Origin of the sequence: Cryobacterium sp. Y57 (genome assembly GCF_002929505.1) — a bacterium.
Taxonomy (GTDB): domain Bacteria; phylum Actinomycetota; class Actinomycetes; order Actinomycetales; family Microbacteriaceae; genus Cryobacterium.
On record NZ_PJJL01000063.1, the window covers coordinates 35,346 to 58,556 of the forward strand.

Sequence of the window (23,211 nt, forward strand, 5' to 3'; positions counted from 1 at the left end):
GGCCCGGTTACGCCCGGGGGTGTCAGATCAGCCGAGCGGAAAGGCCGAGCGGTCGGGTTTCGGCAGCGGCGCGCCCGCCCTGGCCTGCAGGGCATGCTCGTAGAGTTCACGCTTGCCGAGCCCGCTGGCGGCCGATACGTCGGCTGCAGCGTCTTTCAAACGGATGCCGCCGGCCACCAGTTGCAGCACCTCCGCTACCCCCACGGCTAGGTCCAATACCCGCACTTCGGCGCCCGCAACGACGATACAGATTTCGCCGCGCACCCCCGCAGCCGCCCACTCGGCCAGTTCGCTCGCCGTGCCACGTTTGACTTCCTCGAAGAACTTGGTCAATTCCCGGCAAACCACGACCCGGCGGTCAGCGCCGAGCGTTGTGGCCAGATCGGTCAGGGAGTCGGCAAGACGATTGGGCGATTCAAAGAACACCATGGTGCGACGTTCGGCAGCGAGCTCACGCAGCAGTTTGACCCGCTCGCCGTGCTTGCGCGGCAGAAACCCCTCAAAGGTGAACCGGTCCGTCGGAAGCCCCGAGACGGCAAGAGCGGTCAGCACAGCCGAGGGTCCCGGCAGGGCCGTGACCTGCACGCCAGCTGCGGCTGCGGCATCCACTAAGTGAAAACCCGGGTCAGAAACGGTGGGCATTCCGGCGTCACTGAGCACCAGAATGTCGACATCGCGGGCCAGTTCGACGAGTTCGGCTGCCTTGCCGCGTTCGTTGTGGTCGTGCAGGGCAATGAGTCTTGGCCGATTTTCGATCCCGAGGGCCTTGAGCAGGTGCACGGTGACGCGGGTGTCCTCGGCCGCCACGATGGTGATCGTGCTCAGGGTCTCGATGAGGCGCCGGGAAGCGTCGCCGAGGTTTCCGATCGGGGTGGCAGCAAGGATGATCATGCTGCAATTCTCGCAGCACCAGCCGAACATTCGTTCTTCGCTCGCTCGCTACGATGGTGTGGTGCTCGCTACTAGTCGATGGGTTCGCTGGGGCAGCCACCTCGCCGTAGTGCTACTGGCCGCCGCGTTGCGTTTGTGGAACCTCGGCCTGCCGCACGCGCTCGTGTTCGACGAGACCTTCTACGTGAAAGACGCCTGGACCCTGTTCAACAACGGCTACGAATCGACGTGGCCGACCGACGCCAACCCGCTGTTTGAAGCCGGGCAGACCGATATCTACATGTCGGATCCCTCTTTCGTGGTGCATCCGCCGCTCGGCAAGTGGCTGATCGCGCTCGGCATGAATCTGCTCGGCCCCGGTAATCCCTGGGGCTGGCGACTGGCGACGGTCGTGGTCGGGGTACTCGCGGTTGTGCTCATCATGCTCGTGGCGCAGAAACTGTTTCAGTCGCGATTACTCGCCTTGGTCGCCGGTTTTCTGCTCGCCATCGACGGGCATGCCATCGTCATGAGCCGCGTGGCGTTACTCGATAATTTCGTGATGTTCTTCGCCCTGCTCGGTTTCGGCGCCGTGTTGATGGACCGAGAGTGGCACGCGACGCGTCTCGCAACCCGGCTCGCGGGTCGAAACAACCCCGGCTGGGGTCCCACACTGTGGTGGCGGCCGTGGTTGCTCTCTGCCGGCCTCGCCTTTGGACTGACCAGTTCGGTGAAGTGGTCAGGCCTGTATTTTCTCGCCGCGTTCGGCGTCTACCTCGTCGTCGTCGATGCCCTGGCCCGGCGTCGTAACGGCGTCTCATTCTGGCTCAGTGCTGCCATCCTCAAACAGGCCCCCGCCACGTTCCTGACGCTCGTTCCCATCGCCGGCGCCACGTTCCTAGTCTCCTGGACCGGCTGGTTTGTCACCCGGGGTGGCTACTACCGCGACTGGGCTGACGGGGTGGGCGCCGCCTGGACCGGACCACTGGCGTGGGTGCCGCACACGCTCCAAAGCTTCTGGCACTACCAGGCCGCTGCGTACACCTACCACGTGGGGCTTGCCACACCGCATCCATATCAGGCGAACCCACTGACCTGGCTGTTCATGATCCGGCCAACCAGCATGTATTACCGCGGCTCGGACGCGGGCGAACTCGGCTGCCAGTTTCAGAGCTGCTCCGAGGCCATCACCTCCGTCGGTAACCCGCTGATCTGGTGGGCCGCCACAGCGGCCTTGTTCTACCTCGTCTACCGACTCGCCCGGTATCGCGAGTGGCGGGTCGGCTTCATCCTGATGGGCATGGTCGCCGGTTATCTGCCGTGGCTGATGTATCTGAACCGCACGGTCTTCCAGTTCTACACAGTCGCGTTCGAGCCATACCTGCTGCTCGGTCTCACCTTCGTCATCGGGCTACTCCTCAAGCGTATTCCCGACCAGGCGCGGCCACGACGCAGGCATTCAGCACATTTGCAGGTGCCGGAATATGACCTCCAACCGCGGGCGGGCGCCGTCACCGCGGTGGTCCTGGGGCTGGGAGTCACGCTGCTGGTTACGGCATTCTTCTTCCCGGTTTGGACCGGAATGCAGACTTCCTTCGCGTTTTGGCAACTCCACATTTGGATGCCCAGTTGGCGATAGATCGGTCAGATACATTCCATTTTTGGCATATAATGACTGAGAAAAACGTGTGAATTGTGAGCGAACGGGGAGTTCCCGACCGTAGACTGACCGCTATCTGTTCCACGAGTAATTGCTCATTTCCCGGCTGAGAAGTCCCGAACGCTGAGAATTCCAAGCTCAGGAAGGCCTCATGTCGGAAGCACTAGCCGCACCCTCGGTCCGCATCATCAGGACCCGGCCGGGTGGAGACACGAAAAACCCCACCACAGAATATTCAGCGCTCCTGCACACCGTGCGCAATCTCGGTCTTCTCGGCCGCCGCACCGGTTTCTACTGGCTGGTTTTCTCGACTCTCGTGGCTGCCACCCTCGGCGCTGCCGTCGGATTCGTGCTGCTGGGAGACACCTGGTACCAACTGATCATCGCCGCCGCGCTGGGCCTCATCTTCACCCAGTTCGCCTTCCTGGCTCACGAAGCCTCGCACCGCGCCGTGTTCACCTCCGGCAAAGCCAACGACCGAGCGGGCCGCGTTCTCGCCAACCTCTTCGTCGGCATCAGCTACGCCTGGTGGATGACCAAGCACAGCCGTCACCACGCCCAGCCGAACGTCATCGGCAAAGACCCCGACATCGAACCAGACTTCATCGTCTTCCGTGAAGACGACGCCAAAAAAGTCAGCCGAGTCGGCGCCATCATCACTCGCAAACAGGGCTATTTCTTCTTCCCGCTGTTGATGTTCGAAGGCATCAACCTGCACATCCAGGGCTTCAAGACCGTCTTCGGCAAGAACAAGGTCAGTGAGCGCTGGGTCGAGATCACGATGCTCGTGACGCGCATCATCGCCTACTTCGCCGTCATCTTCTACTTTCTACCGCTCGGCATGGCGTTCGCCTTCGTCGGCGTGCAGATGGCGGTATTCGGCGTCTACATGGGCGCTTCCTTTGCCCCCAACCACAAGGGGATGCCGCAGCTTCCGGCCGAAAGCAAGGTCGACTTTCTGCGCCGCCAGGTGCTCACCAGCCGCAACATTCGCGGAGGAACCTTCATCGACCACTACATGGGTGGCCTCAACTACCAGATCGAGCACCACCTGTTTCCGAACATGGCCCGCCCCCACCTGCGCAAGGCCCAGGAGATCGCCAAGAAATACTGCCTCTCCCACGACGTGAAATACACCGAAACCGGCGTCTTCGAAAGCTACGGCATCGTCATCGCGTACCTCAACCGGGTCGGTCTCGCGGCACGAGACCCGTTCGATTGCCCGATGGTGCAGCGCTTCCGCACGCACTAGGCCGACGCAATCATCGTCAGGCCGTCTCCCTTCGGGGAGGCGGCCTTTTTTTCATTTTGTGGGCATTCGGGTATTGGTATCCATAGCAAGGTGGAGTTGTTACGATGAAGATCCTTCGACTCGGGTCGTCGGTACCGATAGGTGTCAGCCAGTGCCGAAACCATCGGCATCTCTAGGGGGATTTTCGTGGCAGGTCGCACCGAGCTCGGTCTGATCGGATTGACGAGTATCGTTCTGGCCGTCGGACTGGTCGTCGTTCTCTCGCCATCGGCCAGCGCCGACACCTCCTCCGACGCGATCAGCTCGGCGATTCTCGGCGGAGCACTCTCGGCCGTCGTCTCTGCACCCACGCAGATGACCCCCGTCGTTCTGGACGGGCGCTCGGGCCACACCTCGGTCGGCAGCCCCGCTCAATGGACCATCACGAACGGTCGCGGCTCCAGCGCAGCATGGAGCCTGTCGGTGAGTGCCACTGATTTCACCAGCGCGCCGGGCACACTCGATACCATCGAGCGCACCGTTGCCGTGGAGAACCTGACCATCACGCCCGGAATCGTCACCGCCCACTCCAGTGAGGGCGCCGATGCCGCCCCCACGACCGAACCCGTCGCCGTCTCCGGCCGGCCGCAGGCCCTGGTCTGGACCAGCACCTTAGGCAAAGGCACGTTCACCCTGACGCCGGAGTTCAGCCTGAGGGTTCCGCCCAACGCTTACCGATCGAATTTTTCGGGTGTGATCGACGGATCCCCCGTGCACCCGTTCGTCTCGGTCCTCACGTTCACAATCGCCTGATCCGGCCCTGCGCGAACCTTGAGCGAATGCTGCCAATCTTGAGCCAACACTGACCGCCACACGGGCAAAAATTGGGGACCGGCGTGTGAGAATAACCTAGTTCCTCAACTGGGGGGGTCATGCCGGATACCACGCTGAGGTCCACCCCATGTCACACCGTTCCACCGCACGTCGCCGGATACCTGTGCGTCAGCCCACACCAGATTCGTTTCGGAAACCGGCTGGTATGCGTCTGGTTCGCCGGCTCGCTCTGCTCGTGGCCGTCGCCGTGCTGGCCCCCGGGTTCGCCACCCTCATTGTGAGCTCGCCCGCCGCCGCCATCGATGACGGGACTCTCGGCATCCGCCCGGAACTCTAATCAGACTTTTTCCACTTCACCCTCGCTCCCGGTGCCGCCGTCCAAGCCAACGCCATTGTCAGCAACCACACGGATGCCGCGGTCACTCTGTTCAATTACGCGGTCGACGGTCAGAGCACCGCGCAGGGCGCGTTCGCCCTCGCCGCGCAGGCCGACGCGCAATCGAATGTGGGCAGCTGGGTGACTCTCGGCGCTGAAGCAATCACCGTTCCGGCCAACTCTGACCTGTCCGTTCCGTTTCGACTGAACGTTCCCCTGACAGCGACCCCGGGCGACTACGCCGGTGGCATCATCATCCAGAGTCCGCCCATTCAGGGTGAAACGACCACGTCCACCGGCGACGCGGCGCTGCGCCTGGACGTGATCCAGCGTCAGGGTGTACGTATCTACCTGACGGTGGCTGGCAACGCAACGACCCGGTTGAGCCACGGCGGCTTGAACTGGGAACGCTCCGGTGACGCGGTCTCGTTCACCCTGCCGATCCAGAACACGGGGAACACCATTCTGTATCCGAAGGCCAGCCTGAGCCTGAACAGTGTGATCGGCGCCACAACCGAGCTGCAATTTGAAACGCCGGAGAGTATCCTGCCCGGCGCGACACTCACCCTGCAGGCGACGCTGCCGCAGGCTGCCTTCATCCAGCTGGGCAGCGCCGACGCTACCCTCGTGTCCGAAGCGGGAACTGAGCGAATGAACACCGCGTTCAGCTACGTGCCGTGGTGGATCATCCTCATCGGGCTCGTGCTGGTACTGGTACTCGTGTTCGGCGCCTGGCGTGCCGCGCTCTTCGTTCGGCGTGCCCGCCTGGCGCTCGCGCAGGTCGCGCAGATGCCGCGGGCCGAGCCTCGAATGGCCGGCGAGTCAGCGGTCCCGATGGTGCGTGGCGATTCCGACAATTCCGAGTCCGCCGTTCCTGAGCGGCCTTCGGGACGATGACGCGCACGCACCCAGCCCGACACCACGAACGCAGGCCGGGAGAGCGTCGAACACACCCGCTTGCCACCACGGGGCTCACGATTCTCCTCCTGCTGGCCAGCTTTCTCGTGCCGCAGTCCCCCGCCGAGGCTGCCGCCGCAACGGTCGATCTGAAGACGGCCGGCAGCTACTCTGCGCTCGCCTTCAACGCCATCGTGAGCACGGGCGACAGTGCGCTGAGCGGCAATGCTGGAACCAGCCCTGGTACGGCCATCACCGGCTTCCCGCCCGGGATTCTCACCGGCAGCATCCACGCCGGGGACAGCCATGCCAAGGCAGCCCAGGCCGACCTCGCCTCGGCCTACGCTGATGCTGCGGGTCGCCTACCGACCGGCGCCGTTGGCGGAGATCTCGCCGGGCACACGCTCACCGCGGGCGTCTACAAATCCACCGCCGCCCTCACTGTGAGTACAGCCCTCACCCTCGACGCCCAGAACGACCCCACCGCGGTGTTCATCTTCCAGGTCGACGGGGCGTTCGACACTGCAGCGGCCAGCAGCATTATCCTGGCCAACGGCGCCCAGGCGTCGAATGTGTTCTGGCAGGTCGTCGGAGCGGTCTCACTCGGCGCAGCCTCATCATTCAGCGGAAACGTACTGGGCCTCGCCGCCATCTCCATCGGGGCTGGCACGACCTTCACGGGCCGAGCACTCACCTCCAACGGCGCCATTGTCATGGCGAGCAGTATCTTCATGACCGAACCGCCCGCGACGCTGAAAACCGCCGGAACCTATTCGGTTTTGGCCGGCACATCTGTTCTGAATTCCGGTGGAACGACCCTCAGCGGCAGCCTCGGAGTAAGCCCGGGTAACGGCCTGACCGGCTTTCCCCCCGGGATGGTGACGGGACGTACGCACCTCGGCACGGCAGAGAGCGCCCAGGCTCAGATCGACCTTCTAGCGGCAATCAACGATGCCGCTGCGCGCACGCCGACCTTCAGTCTGAGCGGCAATCTGACCGGCCAGACGTACAAAGCCGGCGTGTATGCCGCTTCGGGAGCGCTGGCCCTCGGTTCGTCGGTGACCCTCGATGGGCAGGGTAACCCGAACGCCGTGTTCATTTTTCAGCTCGACAGCACCCTCACGACCAGCGCAGCCAGCAACCTGCGCCTGATCAACGGCGCACAGCCGTCCCGGGTGTTCTGGCAGGTCGATGGCGCCGTGCAGCTGGGAGCGTCATCATCGTTCTCGGGCATCATCCTCGGCCAGGCGGCGATCACCGTCGGCACGAATTCGAGTTTCATCGGCCGTGCGCTCACCCGAAACGGCACCGTAACCCTCGGCAGCAGCACCTTCACGACCGATTCCGGAGTGAACCTCGGCAGCGCAAGCAGCTACGCCATCCTGGCGACCACCTCGGTCGCCAACACGGGTAACTCCTCCTTCGACGGCGATATCGGCGTGAGCCCGGGAACGGCGGTCACTGGGTTTCCGCCTGGCGTACTCAGCGGAACCATCCACGGCGGCGATGCTGCCGCGGCTGCCGCGCAGGTCGACCTCGCCGCAGCGTACAAGGATGCCGCGGCGAGGCCAGCGAGCACCGCCCTCGCTGGTGACCTCGCCGGCCGCACCCTCACCTCCGGGGTCTACAAGGCCGCTGCCGCCCTCGCCATCAGCACCACGCTCATCCTCGATGGACAGGGCAACCCGAACGCTACCTTCATCATCCAAGTGGATGCCGCCTTCAACACGGCTGCCGGCAGCAGCGTCATCCTGACCAACGGAGCGCAGGCGTCGCGGGTCTACTGGCAGGTGGCCGGGGCGGTGTCGCTCGGGGCGACATCCGCTTTCACCGGCACGATCATCGGCATGGCAGCGATCTCGATCGGAGCCGGAGTCAGCTACCTCGGACGAGCGCTAACCGCCAACGGCGCCGTCATGATGAGCACGGCGAGTTCCACCAGTCCGGTGCCACCCGCCGGTCACCTCACCGCTGCCACCGCCGGCGCGACACTGTCAGCGGTGACCCTCCTCGGCACCCACCCCCAATTCGCCACGGGCGTCTCGACCCAGTGGTCGATCATCGATGCGCGCGGTACCGGAGCGCCCTGGACCCTCTCGGTGAGCGCTACCGTGCCCACCAGCGCGGCCGGAACGGTCGAAACCGAAGACCGAATGCTTTCCGTGCATAACCTGAGCATCGCCCCTGGCACCATCACCACCGGCTCCAATACCGATGCCGCGACCGGCATCACCGCGCCGACGCTAGCGCTCTCAGCCAGCCCGCAGACCCTGATCGCTACCACCGGCTCGCACCGGGGCACCTACCTGCTGACACCGACGTACAGCCTGATGATTCCCACCAACGCGTACCGGTCGAACTACTCCGGCGCCATCGACAACTCGCCAATGAACCCCTATGTCACGGTGCTCACTTTCACCATTTCGTAGCTCGCTGCGACCGGTGCCAATGCCCATTCGGGGCATTGCGCCAACCTTGAGCCAACGCTGATTCAACTCTGCGCGACGAACCCCACATCGGTGCGGACGCCGTGTGAGGATTGATTCATCGCCACTGGAACTCGTGCATAACGGATAACGAGTTCGGTTCACCGCCTGCGATATCCGCTTCTCCCACACTTTCGTGGACACGCTATTTGGCGTGCTCGCGCCCTAGATCCAAGTCAGAGGACACGCACCATGCACGCTTTCACCACGACCGTCGGAATCATCCTCGCTACCGGCATCCTGTTCGGTGTGGCCCTTTCTCCGGCTCAGGCAGTGGACGGCACCGACACGCTCAACGCCACCATCACTGGTGGCAACCTCACCGCCGACCCGACCGCGCCCGACGCGATGACCGCGGTCGTTCTGGACGGCCTCAACGCGCAGTCCTCCACCGGCACCGCGCCTGTCTGGACCATCACCAACGCTCGCGGCACAAACACCGCCTGGTCTTTATCGGCCAGCGCGACCGACTTCGTCAGCGCAGCGGGCACCGTCGACACGACCGAGCGCACCCTGCCGGCCTCCAACCTCGTCATCACCCCGGGCGCCATCACCGCTGGCACCGGCTCCGACGCTGCGCCGACTGCCGAGCCCGTCACGATCAGCAATGTCGCCCAGGCGCTCGTGTACACCGCAACCCTTGGCAAGGGCACCGTCAACCCCTACGTGTCGACCATCACGTTCACCATCGCCTAGCGTTCTCGCCGGGTTCCCGGGCTGGACCTCTCGACTCGCGCCTCGCACTTTACGGTGCGGGGCGTTTGGGGTTAGGCGCCGTGTTGAATCCGGGTATCGTCCCCTGCCCACCACGCCTGGGTACCGTACGATGAAGACCGTGACAGTGTACGTCTCAGCCCTGGACCTGTTTTCCATTGGAATCGGCCCGTCCAGTTCCCACACGGTGGGCCCGATGCGTGCTGCGCGCCTATTCGCCGAAGACCTCGTGGCAACCGGGCGCCTCAATGCGGTGGGGCGCATCCGCTGCTCATTGTTTGGGTCTCTGGGGTCAACCGGTCTCGGCCACGGTACGCCCGATGCCGTGCTCGCCGGATTGACCGGTCTGCGCCCGGAAACCTGCGACCCCACTCAGGTGCGTGCAACCTGGTCCGGCATCCAGGACGGTGCCAACCTGACCCTGCTTGGCGGGCGCAGCATTCCTATCCATACCAACGACGTGTACTTCGAGCCTCGCACACGCCTACCTGGGCACCCGAACGCGCTCACGCTGGCCGCCTATGCGACCGACAGCCGGGCAGATTCCGTTCCTCTCCTCGAGGAGACCTTCTATTCGATCGGTGGCGGGTTCATCCGCAGGGGCACCGAACGCTCGAGCGCCCAGACCCGCGTCACCCAGCCACTCCCCTATGATTCCAGCGCACAGCTGCTCGCCCTGTGCGAAGCCCATGACCTGTCGATCTGCGAGGTCGCCCGCGGCAACGAGGAAGCGATTCACGGCGCCGCAGCACTCGACGAGGGACTCGACGCCATCTGGGCGGCCATGCACGCCTGCGTGGAGGCCGGACTCAGCACCACCGGCGTGCTGCCGGGCGGCCTCAACGTCAAGCGCCGGGCATCCGCGGTACGGATCCGCTTGGAAGAATATGACGGGCTGGCCCTGTGCGACCACGACACGTCAACAGAATGGCTGCACGCCTTCGCGCTCGCCGTCAATGAGGAGAACGCGGCGGGCGGAAGAGTCGTCACCGCGCCGACGAACGGGGCGGCTGGCATCATCCCCGCCGTCGGCCATTACTACCTGCGTTTCGTTCCAGGGGCGGATGCTGCCGGTATTCGTCGGTACCTGCTCACGGCCGTCGCCATCGGCTCCCTGGTGAAGGCCAACGCCTCGATCTCAGGGGCGGAGGGCGGTTGCCAGGCTGAGGTCGGCGCCGCGTGCGCCATGGCTTCTGGCGCACTCTGCGCCGTGCTCGGTGGAACGCCGCGTCAGGTCGAGAATGCGGCGGAGATCGCGATGGAACATCACCTCGGGCTCACCTGCGACCCGGTCGGCGGGCTCGTGCAGGTTCCCTGCATCGAGCGCAACGCGATCGCCTCATCGACGGCGGTATCGGCGGCACGTCTGGCGCTGCACGGCGACGGAACACACCTGGTTTCACTCGACACCGTAATCGAGACAATGCGGCAGACCGGACTCGACATGATGACGAAGTACAAGGAAACCAGCGAGGGCGGGCTTGCAGTCAACGTCATCGAATGCTGAGCGCAACACCCCGAACGGGGGTAATCGACTCGGTCGAGCCACCACGCGTTCAGCCTAAGCTGGCTGAGTGCGCGCATAGCCGCCGTCACAGTGTGTCTCAGAAAGCAGGGTTGAACCATTCGCAGCTCACTCGTACGTCGCCCGTGGGGCATCATCGTTACCGCTGTCCTACTCGTGGCGGTGGCTGGCTGTGCCGGTGAACCTGCTCCGGCCGTCACTGTGACGATCACCCCGACTGTGCCCCCCACTCCCACCCCGAGCCCCACGCCGACACCGACGCCGGTTCCCACCGAAGAGCCGGCGCTTATTCCCAACCCAACGGTTCCCGACCTCGTTCCCAACGCGGAACCCGTGCCCCTGCCGCAGGGACCCGCCGCCGACCAGGGCAGCACACCGGGTGCCCGCGGCACAACGACCGCTGACGGTGCGGGAGCCCTGCTCACCTATACGGTCGTCGAGGGCGACGCGTTCTTCGACATCGCCCAACGATTCAACGTTCCGGTTCAACTTATGCTCACCATGAACCCCTCGGTTCCGGGGCTCGGCGAAAACATCTATATCAAGCAGATCATCAACCTGGACTGGACCACCACCCGGTAGCCGGATGTCGCCCGATGTCGCCGGATGTCGCCGGATGACTTGCCCGGGCGCCGGTTCTGCCCCGTGTCGGCGGCCGCCGCTAGCCTTATGTCATGAGTTCTCCCGTTCCTTCGTCGCCCGTCGTCTCCACGCAGTGGCTGGCCGATCATCTCGGTTCCGACCACCTCGTCATTCTCGACGCCACCGTGCTCGCGCTCGCACCGTCAGATTCCGGGCCGCGCTACCTCAGCGGGCGTGATGACTATCTCACCAAGGGGCACATTCCCGGAGCGGTGTTCGCTGACTTGTTCGACGTCTTCTCCGACCCAGCGGGTGAATTCGATTTCTCCCGGCCGAGCGCCGATCTATTTGAGGCGGCCGCAGCATCCGTCGGCATCGACAACACCACGACCGTCGTCGTTTACGATGCCGTGGTGGGACAGTGGGCTGCCCGCATCTGGTGGCTGTTTCGCGCTTTCGGCTACGACAATGTCGCCGTGCTCGACGGCGGTCTCACCAAGTGGCACGCTGAGACCCGCCCGTTCGCCACCGGCGGAACGCGACCACAAGTCGTCGGCGGCTTCACGGCCACCCCGCGTCCCGAGCTGTGGGTCGACAAGAGCTTCGTCGAGTCGATCATCGCCGGCACAGCGGATGCCGCCCTTGTCTGCTCCGTTCCGCCGGCGGAATTCGCCGGTACGGCCGGGTCACGCCCGCGCGTCGGACACATTCCCGGCAGCGTCAACCTTCCGGCCGGCACACTCGTCGACCCCGCCACGAATACGTTCCTGCGCGGCGACCAGCTCCGGGCAACGGTCGCCCCATCCGTGGCGGCGTCGGCAGCTGGGGCGTCGGGCCACCTGGTGACTTACTGCGGTGGCGGAATCGCGGCATCTGCCAGCGCCCTCGCTCTCATCCGTGCCGGCCACGAGCACGTCTCCATCTACGACGGTTCGCTCAATGAGTGGGCCGCCGACGCCTCCGCTCCGCTCCGAGCGCCGGGCGTTTAGCGCCGTGATCTCTCCGGGCGGGTAGCGCTACAACCGGTTGACACCGGTCACGCGCACGACCGCCGCGCCGAGTTCATCGGAGCCGGCGAGGTTCACGCTCGCGCTGATCCCCCAGTCATGGTCACCGGCCGGGTCGTCGATAATCTGGCGCACGGTCCATTCCTCGGGCCCCTCCTCGATGATGAGCAGGTCAGAACTGCGGGCGTTATTGCCGGTGAGTATCTCGTCATGCTCGGCAAAGTAGCCGTCCATTGCTTCAGCCCAGACATCATCCGAGTAGCCGTGCTCCCGGTCGAGTTCGCCGAGCTCGTCGTAGTGCTCCAAAGCGGCGAGCTGCACCCGGCGGAACAGCTCGTTGCGCACCAGAATACGAAAAGCTCGCACGTTGGTGGTAAGTCGACGCGGTGGCGGAGGCAAAATCGTGTGTGCGTCTGCCTCGTGCGCGGCAAGATCGGGGTGCAGCAATTCTTCCCACTCGTCGAGCAGGCTCGAGTCCACCTGGCGAACGAGCTCACCGAGCCATTCGATCAGGTCGAGCAGGTCTTCGTTCTTTGCCTCGTCGGGAATAGTCTGCCGGGCTGCCCGGTACGCGTCCGACAGGTAGCGCAACACGACACCCTCGCTGCGGGCGAGCTTGTAGAACGCGATGAATTCGCCAAAGGACATGGCCCTCTCGTACATATCGCGTACGACGGACTTGGGCTTGAGTTCAAAGTCGGCGATCCACGGCTGGGAAGCCTTATAGGTGTCGAAGGTGTAGTTCAGCAATTCTTCGAGCGGCTTGGGGTGCGTGATCTCCTCGAGCAGCGCCATCCGCTCGTCGTATTCGATGCCCTCACGCTTCATCGCGTTCACGGCCTCGCCGCGGGCGGCGAATTGCTGCCCCATGAGCACGGGCCGCGGATCGTCGAGGGTTGACTCCAGAATCGAAATCATGTCGAGCGAATAGGTGGGCGCTTCCGGATCGAGCAGTTCGAACGCGGCCAGCGCAAACGGCGACAGCGGCTGGTTGAGCGCAAAGTTCGCCTGGAGATCGACGGTCAAACGGATGCTGCCGCTCGCGCTCTGCTCCACGATTCCGGCTTCGCGCAGGGTCTTGTAGATACCCAGAGCCCGCCGGGCCAAAACCAGTTGACGCTTCCAGGGCTCGTGGTTGTCAAAGATGAGGGAACGCACGTGGGCGAAAGCATCGCCGCCGCGGCCGATCACATTGATAAGCATCGCGGCGGTCATCTGCATGCTCGACGAGAGGGTCTCGGGTTCAGCGTCGACCAACCGACGGAAGCTCGGTTCGCCCCAGGACACAAAGCCGTCCGGCGCCTTCTTACGCACGATTTTGCGTTTCTTTTTGGGATCATCGCCGGCTTTCTCGATGGCCTTGAGATTGTCGCTCTCATGCTCGGGCGCCTGAATCACCACCGTTCCTGCGGTGTCATAGCCCGCCCGCCCGGCCCGGCCCGCGATCTGGTGAAACTCGCGCACGTTCACCTGACGCATTTTCACACCATCATATTTGGTGAGGGCGGTGAACAGCACGGTGCGAATGGGCACATTGATGCCAACGCCGAGGGTGTCTGTGCCGCAGATAACCCGCAGGTAACCGCGCTGCGCGAGCTGCTCCACCAGGCGGCGGTATTTCGGCAGCATGCCGGCATGGTGCACGCCGATCCCCATGCGGATGAGCCGGGACAGGGTCTTGCCGAAACTGGTGGTGAACCGAAACTCGCCGATCAGCTCGGCAATCACGTCTCGCTGCTCCCGGGATGCCACCTTCGCGCTCGCAAGAGCCTGAGCACGTTCCAGTGCAGCCGCCTGAGAGAAGTGCACGATGTACACCGGCGCTTTATCGGTGTGCAGCAGCTCTTCCACCGTTTCGTGCACCGGAGTCTGCTCGTAGTAATAGCTGAGCGGAACCGGGCGCTCCACCCCGGTGACGACCGCGGTGGCCCGCCCGGTACGCCGGGTCAGGTCATCGCTGATGAATTTCACGTCGCCGAGTGTGGCCGACATGAGGATGAACTGTACCCGGGGCAACAGCAGCAAGGGAACCTGCCAAGCCCAGCCGCGCTCCGGGTCCCCGTAGAAATGGAATTCATCCATAACGACGAGGTCGACCTCGGTATCTTCGCCGTTCCTCAGGGCGAGATTGGCGAGAATCTCGGCGGTGCAGCAGATGATTGGAGCGTCGGCGTTGACGCTCGAGTCCCCGGTCATCATGCCGACGTTCTCAGCCCCGAAAGTTTCGACCAGAGAGAAGAACTTCTCACTCACGAGAGCCTTGATCGGCGCGGTGTAGAAGCTGCGTTTACCGGCGGAGAGCGCCGCGAAATGCGCTCCGACGGCCACGAGCGATTTGCCGGTTCCCGTCGGTGTGCTCAGGATGAGGTTGGCCCCCGAGACGATCTCGATGACCGCTTCCTCCTGCGCCGGGTACAGGGTGAGGCCCTGTTCGGTCGCCCAGGTTTCAAACGCCTCGAAGAGAGCGTCGGGATCGGTTTCGTTTTCGAGGCGCGCAAGCAGAGACATAGTCCCTCAAGACTGCACTACTTCGCACCGTGTCTTCGACTTTCCCCTTCTCGTCTTTATAACCGTCCCCTTTCGCCGCACACCCGCTCGGCCATCGCGCATAACTCCTGCAATTCGCGAGCCGCCGGAACACTCGGCGCGAAAAGTCGGGCAGGTTCGGCGCCCCGGCCCCAAATTGCAGGAGTTATGCGCGGTCACTGGCCGGTCTGGTGCCCCTGTGGATGGTCGGTAGAACTTGCTGAATTGGCCACCAAGCCGAGCCACAAAAATATTGCGGACGTCTGACGAAACCCACAGAGGCCCCTGGCCGGGTGGCAATCACAGTCGCCCGTTCTAGGCTGGACACATGGTCTACGTCACTCCTGACACTGCGGTTGCTCCGCCACACCGTGCTCAGACACTTTGGCGCCCGGCGGCCGCCGGTCTGGCTGCCGCCCTCGCCGGTCTCGGCGTGGCCGAATTGACCGCGGTCTGGATCGCCCCCGGCGCCAGCCCAGTGCTGACGGTCGGTGTCCTCGTCATCGACATCGTTCCGGCCGGCGTCAAGGATCTCGTCATCAGCTTGTTCGGCACGGCCGACAAGATCGTGCTGATCGTGACCATCGTGCTCGTGCTGCTCCTGGTCGCCGCCTTGGCCGGCATTCTCGAGAGTCGACGCCCACCATTCGGCCGCCTGCTGGTGGTGCTCATCGGCGCGATCGCCCTGTTCGCGGCGCTCTCCCGTTCGAGCGCCTCGACCCTCGACGCGGTCCCAGCCGTCGTGGCTATGGGGGTCGCGGCCATCGCGCTGACCTTTCTCACGACCCGGCTGCCCGTCGATCGCCGCACCGGGTACACCGCCACGGCATCGACGCCGGAACAGGTGCCGGCGCGCGTCGACGGCAGCGGTCCAGGCCGTCGCCGCTTCCTTGTTTACACCGCAATCACCGCGGGCATCGGCCTGCTGGCTCTGACCGGCGCACAGTTCAGTGCCGCAGCCACCCGGGCAGCGGATGCTGCGCGCGCGCTATTTCCACTGCCCACGCCATCCGTTCGCGCCGCCGCGATTCCGGCCGGGGCGAGCCTCAACGTGGCAGGGATCACCCCTTTGATCACCCCGAACGCCGACTTCTACCGCATCGACACCGCCTTGAGCGTGCCGCGCATCGACCCGACCACCTGGCGGCTGAAGGTCACCGGCATGGTCGAGAACGAGGTCGAGATCGATTTCGCCGAGCTGCTCGCCCTGCCGCTGGAAGAGAGCACGACCACCTTGGCCTGCGTGTCGAACTACGTCGGCGGCGACCTGATCGGCAACGCTACCTGGCTCGGCTACCCCATTCGCGCGCTGCTGGCGCGGGCCAAGCCCACGGATGGTGCCGATATGGTGCTCTCGACCAGCCAGGACGGCTTCACCGCCGGCACCCCGATCGAGGCGCTTACCGACGGCCGCAACGCCATCCTCGCCGTCGGCATGAACGGCGAACCGCTCCCCCTCGAACACGGTTATCCGGTGCGCATGGTCGTGCCCGGCTTGTACGGCTATGTCTCGGCGACGAAATGGGTCGTCGAACTCAAACTCACCCGGTTCGACCAGGAGCAGGGCTATTGGACCCCGCGCGGTTGGTCAGCACAAGGACCGGTCAAGCTCTCCTCCCGCATCGACGTGCCCCGCCAGGGAACCTCGGTATCCGCCGGGTCAATCGTCGTTGCCGGTGTGGCCTGGTCGCAGCAGGTGGGGATCAGCGCGGTCGCCGTGCAGATCGACGACGGGCCCTGGCAGGACGCCGCCCTCGCCGACGCGATCTCGGTCGATACCTGGCGTCAATGGGCGTACACCTGGAACAACGCGGGCGCCGGCGACCACACCATCAGGGTGCGGGCAACGGATGCCGCGGGCCTCGTGCAGACGTCGGCCACCGCCGACGTCGCCCCGGACGGCGCCACCGGACTGCACGAAATCTCGGTATCCGTCTCGGCGTGACCTGCTCGGCGTGACCTGCTCGGCGCGGGCTGGACGATGTGCCCGGCCGCCGAACCAGTGATGATCGCGTCGGGAGAACATCGGTGAGCGGATGCTGGCCGCTTACGTATCCCCGCCGATGCCGCCGGGTGCAGATGGTGCCTTGCTGTCGCACCGAGAGCGAGGCAAGACGCGATACCGGGGGTTACGCCTCGGCGGGAGATGCGGGTGTGGCCAGAACCTCCCCGTCAGACGTGTGCGGGAGTACCGCCACTCAGCGAGAGTCGAACCTCTCGGTCAGTGACGATAATCCCGCACCAGGGATCGGTGTTCCCTAGCCGTTGGCCCCGCTGGTGTTGATGACGCCGTTCACACCGGCCGGGAAGAACCCGCCCGACTTCACGGGCGCCGCATTGAGGTAGGCGATGTTGAGCACCTGCGCGGCGCTGCGGCTGAAGACCAGGCCGTTGGCGTCGGTCGGCACCAGGTTCGACATCGACGCGGTGCCAATGCCCTGATCGAGGTCGGTCGGACCGTCGACGGCGTCGCGCAGATCGGAGATCTTCTGCACGGTCGTGTACACCGAGGGAAGCGCGATGCCGAGTGCGTACAGCGTGCTGCGGATGACGCCGGCGTGATAGGCCTCGACCGCAAGCAGCCCGGCGGCCGCTTCGAGAAATGTCTTGTTCGTGATCAGCGGCGCGGCGCCCTTGTACGCGGTGACTCCGACATCCTCGAAGATGAACGCCCCGAAGAGGAAGTTCGCCTCATTGGCGTACACGTCGAATTTCTGACCGGGCTTGACCAGACCGGCCGCCTGGGCAGCGGCCGTGAAGCTCGCGTCGAGGTTGATCTTGGGGCGAGACACCTTTGCACTGCCCAGGGCCGACCGCAGGAAGGCCACGTGGGACTTCTCGTCGGCGGCGATTTCATCGGCATACCTCTTGATGATTGAGGTCTTGAAGTGCACCATGCGGCCGCCGGTCACACCGCCGCGCGTGCCGGTTCCCGTAGTCATGCTGTCGGGCAGCCCGCGGCCGGTTGTCGCCCGCAGGTAGAACTCGGCCTCGAGGTATTCGAGGTTGAGGGCGAAGTTCAAGATGGCCGAATCGCTCGGCGCCTCCGCCGGGCCGGTGGATTCGGCAGCCAGCGCCGGACTACCGGTAGCGAGCACCGCTGCTCCTACACCGAAGCCCGCCACACCCGCCGCACGTAGAAAGTTTCGGCGATCCGACGAACTCTCTGCGCTGCGATTAATGGCATTAGTGATAAAACCCTGATCAAACATTCCAGTTCTCCTGACGGTAAGTGAACGTTCCGGGTATGGGTCAGTAACACCGGTAACGTACCCTCGGAACTTACTCTCGTGTCAGGGTGGACAAAAGTTGTAAGCAAACGATAAGAATCATTCTCACTTTTGTGCATGTGCAGTTGACTGCGCTTTTTTTGCGCGCCATCGAGCGTGCCGTCTCGGTGAAATCATCGAGACGGAGCGATCGTAAACTAGAGCAGCAGGCCGTCTGCGCCGACGCGCGGCACCCGACGGGCGACCCGGCGGTCATGAAGCAGTGCAATTCCGTAAGCGGTGAAGTACAGCACGACCATCGGCACGGCGAGCAGGAACATGGACACGACGTCGGCTGCCGGCGTCGCAATGGCCGTGAACAGGATGATCACCAGAATGGCCAGACGCCAGGATTTGATAATGGAGCTGGCGCTGATCACCCCGGCAAAGTTCAGCAGCACAATAAATACCGGCAGCACGAATGCGATCCCGATCGCGATCATCAGTTTGAGCACGAAGTCGAAGTAGTTTCCTGCATTGATCAGTGCGGCGTCCTGCTGCGGTGCGAAACTCGTCATGAGTTCAACCACGTGCGGCAACACGTACCAGCCCGACGCGCACCCGATCAGAAACAGCGGCACAGCGGAAAAAAAGAACCCGAATGTGTACTGCTTCTCTTTGCGCGTGAGACCGGGCGTCAGAAAAGCGAAGACCTGATACAGCCACATCGGGCTCGACACGATCAGTCCGACGTAGAAGGAGATGCGCAGTTTGAGGTCGAAGGCGCTCGTGATATCCGGGTAATTGATCTGGGCGTTGCGGTTCTGGGCGCGCACAATGGCGTAGATCGGCTCCCGCAGACCATCCCAGACGAAGCCGGAAAGAAACCAGCCGGCGATGGCACCGATGAGGATGCCCGCAGCGGCGAGAAAGAGTCGCTTGCGCAGCTCGAGCAGATGCTGCCCAAGCGACATCTTTTTCTTGGTGGGCGCGGTGCGCACGCCCTCCACCACCACGATTGCCTAGGCTTTCGGGTTCGGCGTGCTGCTCGGGTCCGCGCGAGCACCATCGGCGCGAGCACCATCGGCGCGAGCACCATCGGCGCGAGTACTGTCGGCGCGAGCACTGTCGGCCGAACTATCCGGCGTGCCGTCGTCGGTGCGTTCCGGGGTGATCTCGCTCTTGAAAATCTTCATGGACTGACCGAGACTGCGGGCGAGCCCCGGCAGTTTCGGTGCTCCGAACAACAGCAGGATCACGACGAGAATTATCAGGAAATGCCATCCGGTCAGGTTGCTGAGCATGCGAATTCTCCCTCTAGTGAGTCGGTCGTGCAGCAGTGTAACGGTCTCACTGGAGTTAAAACCGGGTAAACCTCATTTATTTTTCCCGTATCGGGTATTTCCGCACTCCCGCACACAGAATTCGGGCTGTCAGGACGTCGCCCCGGACGTTGCGAAACGTTCGAGAACCTCGCCGATGCGCACTTTGCACCCGCCGCATCCGGTGCCGGCTCGGGTCGCTGCACCGATACAGGCGACACTCGTGTTGCCGACCTCGGCCGATTCGGCAATGGCACCCGCGGTGACGCCGTTGCACCAGCACACCGTCGCGCCCGGGTCGAAGGCGCCGCCGACCGAGGGCTCGTAGTCCGGCCCGTCGTAGCGCAGCAGCACCGACCGGTCTGCCGGTAGTTCGCTGCCGCGCTCGAACAGTAGCGTCAGTTCGGCGGCGGAGCGCGGCATACCGACGCAGACGAAGCCTTCCAGAATCCCCGCGCGGGTGACCATCTTCACATAGCGGCCGTGTTCGGGATCAGCCCACTGCGCCACGTTCAACAAAGCTGCGTCACACGCGGCGGCATGCTCATCGGCCCCGTGATCCCACGGGTCGGCTGCGGTGTTGCCGACCGACACAACCTCGACGCCCTCTGCTTTCAGCATCACCACGGCCGCCGCCGCACCGATCAGGGCATGGACCTCTCCCGTGCCCAGCACCTCGTTGCTGAACCGCCGGGCGAGCCAGTCAGCCTGGCGCCAGCCCGGCCCGATCAGACCGCTCGGGCCGCCGGTCGGCAGCGCCGTCGACTCACCGGCACGGCGGACAGGTGCCACGTGGGCGCAGTCGCCGATCGCGTAGATGCGCGGATCGCTCCAGCTCTGCAAGTTCGAATCAACCAGGATTCCGGTCGAAACCGGCAGCCCGGCCAGCTGTGCTAGCTCGGTTCGAGCGCCGATTCCGCACGAAAGCAGCAGCAGGTCGCCGTGGATCTGCTTGCCGTCGGCGCAGATAAGAGCGTCGAACCGGTCTACGCCGTCGTCATCCTGGTGAAAGAGCAGGCTCTCGGCGCGGGAATGATTGACCATGGTCACGCCCGCCCGTCGGGCGCTCTGGGCCAGCACAGTGCCGCCGCCGCGGTCGAGGTTGCGGTTCATGGGAATTTCCCCGTGGTAGACGACGCAGGACTGCGCCCCGGCCGAAGCCGCGGCGAGCGCGATCTCCATGCCGAGCACGCCGGCGCCGAGCACGACGATGCGCTTGCCTGCGGTCACGGCCGCGAGTACCCGCTGGGCATCATCGAGGTTACGCAGCACGGTGACCCCGCGTGGAAGTGTGGCGCCGCTGGCGTCGAGGGCAGCGGCATCCGCTGCCGGCATCTGCCGGTCACGACGCACCCGGATGATCCCATCCAGGGTGGGAATGTTGGCGCGGGCGCCGGTGGCGAGCACGAGCCGGTCATAAGTCAGCAGGGTGCCGTCACTGAGCGATACAGCGCAGCGGCTGCGCAAAATCGCGGTGACGGTCATGCCGAGGTGCAGGTGGACACCGGCCTCGCGGGCCGCGAAGGTGTCGGTGATCTGGAGGCTGTCACGGTCGGCGTTGCCGACTGCATGTTCGGCGATCAGCACGCGGTTGTAAGCGTCGGTATTTTCGGTCCCGACCACGGTCAACGTGGCAGCGCCGCGGCGCACGAGCGGCAGGAGTCCTTCGACGAAGCGGGCTGCGACCGGACCGTAACCGACGAGCACAATGCGCTCAGGGTTGTGCGCTGGTGAGGTGCTTCGTTCAGACATGGGCGCCTGCTTTCACGAGTGCACGCACCCGAACGGTTGTCTTCTTGAACTCGGGCATGCCGCTCACCGGATCGGTCTCGTCGTCGGTCAGCAGGTTGGCGCGCTGGTCGCCACTAAAGTGGAACGGCAGAAAGACCGTGTCAAGGCGCAGGTCGGTGCTCACCTGTGCGCGGCAGTGCACCGCACCGCGGTCGTTGCTGACCTCGACCCAGGCCTCGTTATTGATTCCGAGCTGCTCGGCGGTCGCCGGGTGGAGTTGCAGTCGGGCCTCCGGTTGGGCGTCGGAAAGCTCTTGAACCCGCCGGGTCTGGGTGCCGCTCTGGTAATGCTCGAGCAACCGGCCGGTGATGAGGGTCAGGGTACCTCCGACCTGGGCCGGCGCGCCGAGGCGCCGCGCATCGACGACTACGAGGCGAGCCAGGCCGTCGGGGTGGGCGAAGCGGTCCAGAAACAGCCGCGGCGTGCCAGTCGACCCGACCGGGTAGGGCCAGAACGCCGGTTCCTCGGTATCGAGGAGGGCATAGCTGAGGCCGGAGTAGTCGGCGAGTCCGCCCTTCGACGCCCGGCAGAGTTCGTCGAACACCTCGCTCGCCTGGGAGCTGAAGGTTCCGGCCGAGTCGAGGCGCCGCGCGAGCTCCTGCCAGATCCACAGTTCGCTCCGTACGCCCTCCGGCGCGTCGACGGCGAGCCGGCGACGGATGACGCGGCCCTCGAGCGAGGTCATCGTGCCCTCTTCCTCGGCCCACTGCGTGACCGGCAGCACGACGTCGGCGAGCACCGCGGTGTCGGAGAAGAAGAGGTCGGCGACCACCAGAAAATCGAGGGTTTTCAAGGCAGCTCGCACCCGGTCGGCGTTGGGCGCGGAGACGACCATGTTGGAGCCGTGCACGAGAAGACAGCGGATCCCGCCCGGCTCCCCCAGCGCGCCGAGAAGCTCGACCGCGGGCAGGCCAATGCCGGGCAGGCTGTCGGGGTCGACTCCCCATACCCCGGCGACGTGTGTGCGAGCGGCGGGATCGTTGATCTTGNATACCCCGGCGACGTGTGTGCGAGCGGCGGGATCGTTGATCTTGCGGTAGCCGGGCAGCTGGTCGCACTTCTGCCCGTGCTCGCGACCACCCTGACCGTTGCCCTGGCCGGTGAGGGTGCCGTAGCCGGAGTGCGTGGTTCCGACGAGGCCGAGCACGAGGCTCAGGTTGATGGCGGCAGTGGCCGTGTCGGTGCCGTCGGCGTGCTGCTCGACACCGCGCCCGGTGAGGATATACGTTCCGCTGCCGGGCGCGGCCCCCCGTGCAGCACCGGCCGCGAGACGGCGGGCCAGCTCACGCAGCTGCCAGACCGGAACGCCGGTCTGTTCCTGCACTCTGGTCGGCCACCAGCGGCTCACGCTGCGGCGCACCGCGTCAAACCCGGTGGTGCGATTGGCGAGGTAGTCCCGGTCGGCAAGTCTCTCGGCGATGACGATGTGGGTCAGGCCGAGTAGCAGCACGAGGTCGCTGCCCGGGGTGGGCTGCACGTGCATTCCCGCGCCATCGTCGGTGAGCCGCGCTGTCGCTGTGCGGCGCGGGTCGATGACCACGAGGCCCCCGGCTGCACGAGCGCCCTCGAGGTGACCGATGAACGGCGGCATCGTCTGCGCCACGTTGGAGCCGAGAATCAGAATGGTGTCGGCCGTGTCGAGCTCGTCCACCCGAAACGGCAGGCCTCGGTCCAGTCCGAAGGCCCGGTTGCCGGCCGCGGCGGCACTGGACATGCAGAAGCGGCCGTTGTAATCGATGCGGCTGGAGCCCAGCGCCACCCGGGTGAACTTACCGAGCTGGTAGGCCTTCTCGTTGGTGAGGCCGCCGCCCCCGAACACGCCGACCGCGTCGGCTCCGTACTCAGCCCGGGTGACGCGCAGCTTTGCAGCAACGAGGTCGAGCGCGTCGCTCCAGGAGGCCGCTTCGAAGGTGCCATCATTCTGCCGCACCATGGGTTCGAGGACGCGGTCTGGCGAGACGAGCAGTTCAGCGGCGGTCCAGCCCTTCTTGCACAGGCCGCCCCGGTTGGTCGGGAACGCCCGGCCGGCCACCGTCAGTGAGGCGGCCGGGGCGCCCGGGGCAGCCGGGCCGGCCGGGGAAGCGGATGCGGCAGGGGCAGCCGGCGAAGTGGATGCGGCGGCATCCGCTTCACCCGGCGTCGTTTCACCGGGACTGAGGTTCATGGCGCACTGCAGCGCAC

General features: G+C 64.9%; 18 protein-coding genes. 11 read left to right on the forward strand and 7 right to left on the reverse strand.

Annotated features, from left to right (window positions below):
• Nucleotides 1-27: 27 nt before the first annotated feature.
• Nucleotides 28-891 carry a 16S rRNA (cytidine(1402)-2'-O)-methyltransferase gene (gene rsmI / locus CXY72_RS07150; RefSeq protein WP_104127002.1) on the reverse strand — a complete coding sequence of 288 codons (864 nt, stop codon included), beginning with the start codon at nt 889-891 and terminating at the stop codon, nt 28-30.
• Between rsmI and CXY72_RS07155 the strand changes: the two genes are divergently transcribed.
• The 10 genes from CXY72_RS07155 (at nt 890) to CXY72_RS07195 (ending at nt 12,164) form a co-directional block, all read left to right on the forward strand.
• Nucleotides 890-2,509, forward strand: coding sequence for a dolichyl-phosphate-mannose--protein mannosyltransferase (locus tag CXY72_RS07155; protein ID WP_233197699.1), 1,620 nt, complete (start codon nt 890-892; stop codon nt 2,507-2,509). The genes rsmI and CXY72_RS07155 overlap by 2 nt on opposite strands.
• A 172-nt stretch (nt 2,510-2,681) precedes the next feature.
• The gene (locus tag CXY72_RS07160; RefSeq protein ID WP_104127003.1) at nt 2,682-3,782 is read left to right on the forward strand and encodes an acyl-CoA desaturase; all 1,101 of its coding nucleotides are present in this window, start codon (nt 2,682-2,684) and stop codon (nt 3,780-3,782) included.
• Between the two features lie 186 nt (nt 3,783-3,968).
• Nucleotides 3,969-4,574, forward strand: a complete 606-nt coding sequence (locus CXY72_RS07165; protein ID WP_146071097.1) for a hypothetical protein — start codon at nt 3,969-3,971, stop codon at nt 4,572-4,574.
• Nucleotides 4,575-4,800: 226 nt separating this feature from the next.
• Nucleotides 4,801-4,932 (forward strand): hypothetical protein, encoded by a 132-nt coding sequence (locus CXY72_RS20340; protein WP_255409259.1) that lies wholly within the window; start codon nt 4,801-4,803, stop codon nt 4,930-4,932.
• Nucleotides 4,933-4,986: 54 nt separating this feature from the next.
• The gene (locus CXY72_RS07170) at nt 4,987-5,868 is read left to right on the forward strand and encodes a DUF916 domain-containing protein (protein ID WP_233197706.1); all 882 of its coding nucleotides are present in this window, start codon (nt 4,987-4,989) and stop codon (nt 5,866-5,868) included.
• Nucleotides 5,865-8,297 (forward strand): ice-binding family protein, encoded by a 2,433-nt coding sequence (locus CXY72_RS07175; RefSeq protein WP_104127005.1) that lies wholly within the window; start codon nt 5,865-5,867, stop codon nt 8,295-8,297. The genes CXY72_RS07170 and CXY72_RS07175 overlap by 4 nt, the downstream gene beginning before the upstream one ends.
• Before the next feature lie 249 nt (nt 8,298-8,546).
• Nucleotides 8,547-9,050 (forward strand): WxL domain-containing protein, encoded by a 504-nt coding sequence (locus CXY72_RS07180; RefSeq protein ID WP_104127006.1) that lies wholly within the window; start codon nt 8,547-8,549, stop codon nt 9,048-9,050.
• 139 nt (nt 9,051-9,189) lie between these two features.
• Nucleotides 9,190-10,575, forward strand: coding sequence for an L-serine ammonia-lyase (locus CXY72_RS07185; RefSeq protein ID WP_104127007.1), 1,386 nt, complete (start codon nt 9,190-9,192; stop codon nt 10,573-10,575).
• 237 nt (nt 10,576-10,812) lie between these two features.
• The gene (locus tag CXY72_RS07190) at nt 10,813-11,175 is read left to right on the forward strand and encodes a LysM domain-containing protein (protein ID WP_199183980.1); all 363 of its coding nucleotides are present in this window, start codon (nt 10,813-10,815) and stop codon (nt 11,173-11,175) included.
• Between the two features lie 92 nt (nt 11,176-11,267).
• Nucleotides 11,268-12,164, forward strand: a complete 897-nt coding sequence (locus tag CXY72_RS07195) for a sulfurtransferase (RefSeq protein WP_104127008.1) — start codon at nt 11,268-11,270, stop codon at nt 12,162-12,164.
• Nucleotides 12,165-12,191: 27 nt separating this feature from the next.
• Here the strand turns inward: CXY72_RS07195 and CXY72_RS07200 are convergent, their stop codons facing one another.
• The gene (locus CXY72_RS07200) at nt 12,192-14,690 is read right to left on the reverse strand and encodes an RNA helicase (protein WP_104127009.1); all 2,499 of its coding nucleotides are present in this window, start codon (nt 14,688-14,690) and stop codon (nt 12,192-12,194) included.
• A gap of 346 nt (nt 14,691-15,036) precedes the next feature.
• Here CXY72_RS07200 and CXY72_RS07205 point away from each other — a divergent pair, with 346 nt between their 5' ends.
• A complete protein-coding gene (locus CXY72_RS07205) occupies nt 15,037-16,653 on the forward strand; it encodes a molybdopterin-dependent oxidoreductase (RefSeq protein ID WP_104127010.1) in 1,617 nt (538 codons plus the stop codon).
• A gap of 313 nt (nt 16,654-16,966) precedes the next feature.
• On the opposite strand, the gene CXY72_RS07210 is transcribed toward CXY72_RS07205, so the two are convergent.
• The 5 genes from CXY72_RS07210 to CXY72_RS07230 form a co-directional block, all read right to left on the reverse strand.
• Nucleotides 16,967-17,806: a ferritin-like domain-containing protein gene (locus CXY72_RS07210; RefSeq protein WP_233197700.1), complete on the reverse strand. Its 840-nt coding sequence runs from the start codon at nt 17,804-17,806 to the stop codon at nt 16,967-16,969.
• 329 nt (nt 17,807-18,135) lie between these two features.
• Nucleotides 18,136-18,891: a twin-arginine translocase subunit TatC gene (gene tatC / locus CXY72_RS07215; protein ID WP_104127080.1), complete on the reverse strand. Its 756-nt coding sequence runs from the start codon at nt 18,889-18,891 to the stop codon at nt 18,136-18,138.
• A 48-nt stretch (nt 18,892-18,939) separates the two neighbouring features.
• On the reverse strand, nt 18,940-19,221 hold the full coding sequence (gene tatA, locus CXY72_RS07220; RefSeq protein ID WP_104127012.1) for a twin-arginine translocase TatA/TatE family subunit: 282 nt from the start codon (nt 19,219-19,221) through the stop codon (nt 18,940-18,942).
• Nucleotides 19,222-19,350: 129 nt separating this feature from the next.
• The gene (locus tag CXY72_RS07225) at nt 19,351-20,991 is read right to left on the reverse strand and encodes an FAD-dependent oxidoreductase (RefSeq protein ID WP_104127013.1); all 1,641 of its coding nucleotides are present in this window, start codon (nt 20,989-20,991) and stop codon (nt 19,351-19,353) included.
• A complete protein-coding gene (locus CXY72_RS07230) occupies nt 20,984-23,194 on the reverse strand; it encodes a molybdopterin oxidoreductase family protein (RefSeq protein ID WP_104127014.1) in 2,211 nt (736 codons plus the stop codon). Before CXY72_RS07230 ends, CXY72_RS07225 begins: the two co-directional genes overlap by 8 nt.
• Between the last annotated feature and the right edge of the window lie 17 nt (nt 23,195-23,211).

Coding starts and splice junctions, on each gene's coding strand:
- CXY72_RS07155 (WP_233197699.1), top strand. CDS start 890: ATGCTGCAATTCTCGCAGCACCAGCCGAACATTCGTTCTTCGCTCGCT.
- rsmI (WP_104127002.1), bottom strand. CDS start 891: ATGATCATCCTTGCTGCCACCCCGATCGGAAACCTCGGCGACGCTTCC.
- CXY72_RS07160 (WP_104127003.1), top strand. CDS start 2,682: ATGTCGGAAGCACTAGCCGCACCCTCGGTCCGCATCATCAGGACCCGG.
- CXY72_RS20340 (WP_255409259.1), top strand. CDS start 4,801: ATGCGTCTGGTTCGCCGGCTCGCTCTGCTCGTGGCCGTCGCCGTGCTG.
- CXY72_RS07175 (WP_104127005.1), top strand. CDS start 5,865: ATGACGCGCACGCACCCAGCCCGACACCACGAACGCAGGCCGGGAGAG.
- CXY72_RS07180 (WP_104127006.1), top strand. CDS start 8,547: ATGCACGCTTTCACCACGACCGTCGGAATCATCCTCGCTACCGGCATC.
- CXY72_RS07195 (WP_104127008.1), top strand. CDS start 11,268: ATGAGTTCTCCCGTTCCTTCGTCGCCCGTCGTCTCCACGCAGTGGCTG.
- CXY72_RS07200 (WP_104127009.1), bottom strand. CDS start 14,690: ATGTCTCTGCTTGCGCGCCTCGAAAACGAAACCGATCCCGACGCTCTC.
- CXY72_RS07205 (WP_104127010.1), top strand. CDS start 15,037: ATGGTCTACGTCACTCCTGACACTGCGGTTGCTCCGCCACACCGTGCT.
- tatC (WP_104127080.1), bottom strand. CDS start 18,891: ATGTCGCTTGGGCAGCATCTGCTCGAGCTGCGCAAGCGACTCTTTCTC.
- tatA (WP_104127012.1), bottom strand. CDS start 19,221: ATGCTCAGCAACCTGACCGGATGGCATTTCCTGATAATTCTCGTCGTG.
- CXY72_RS07225 (WP_104127013.1), bottom strand. CDS start 20,991: ATGTCTGAACGAAGCACCTCACCAGCGCACAACCCTGAGCGCATTGTG.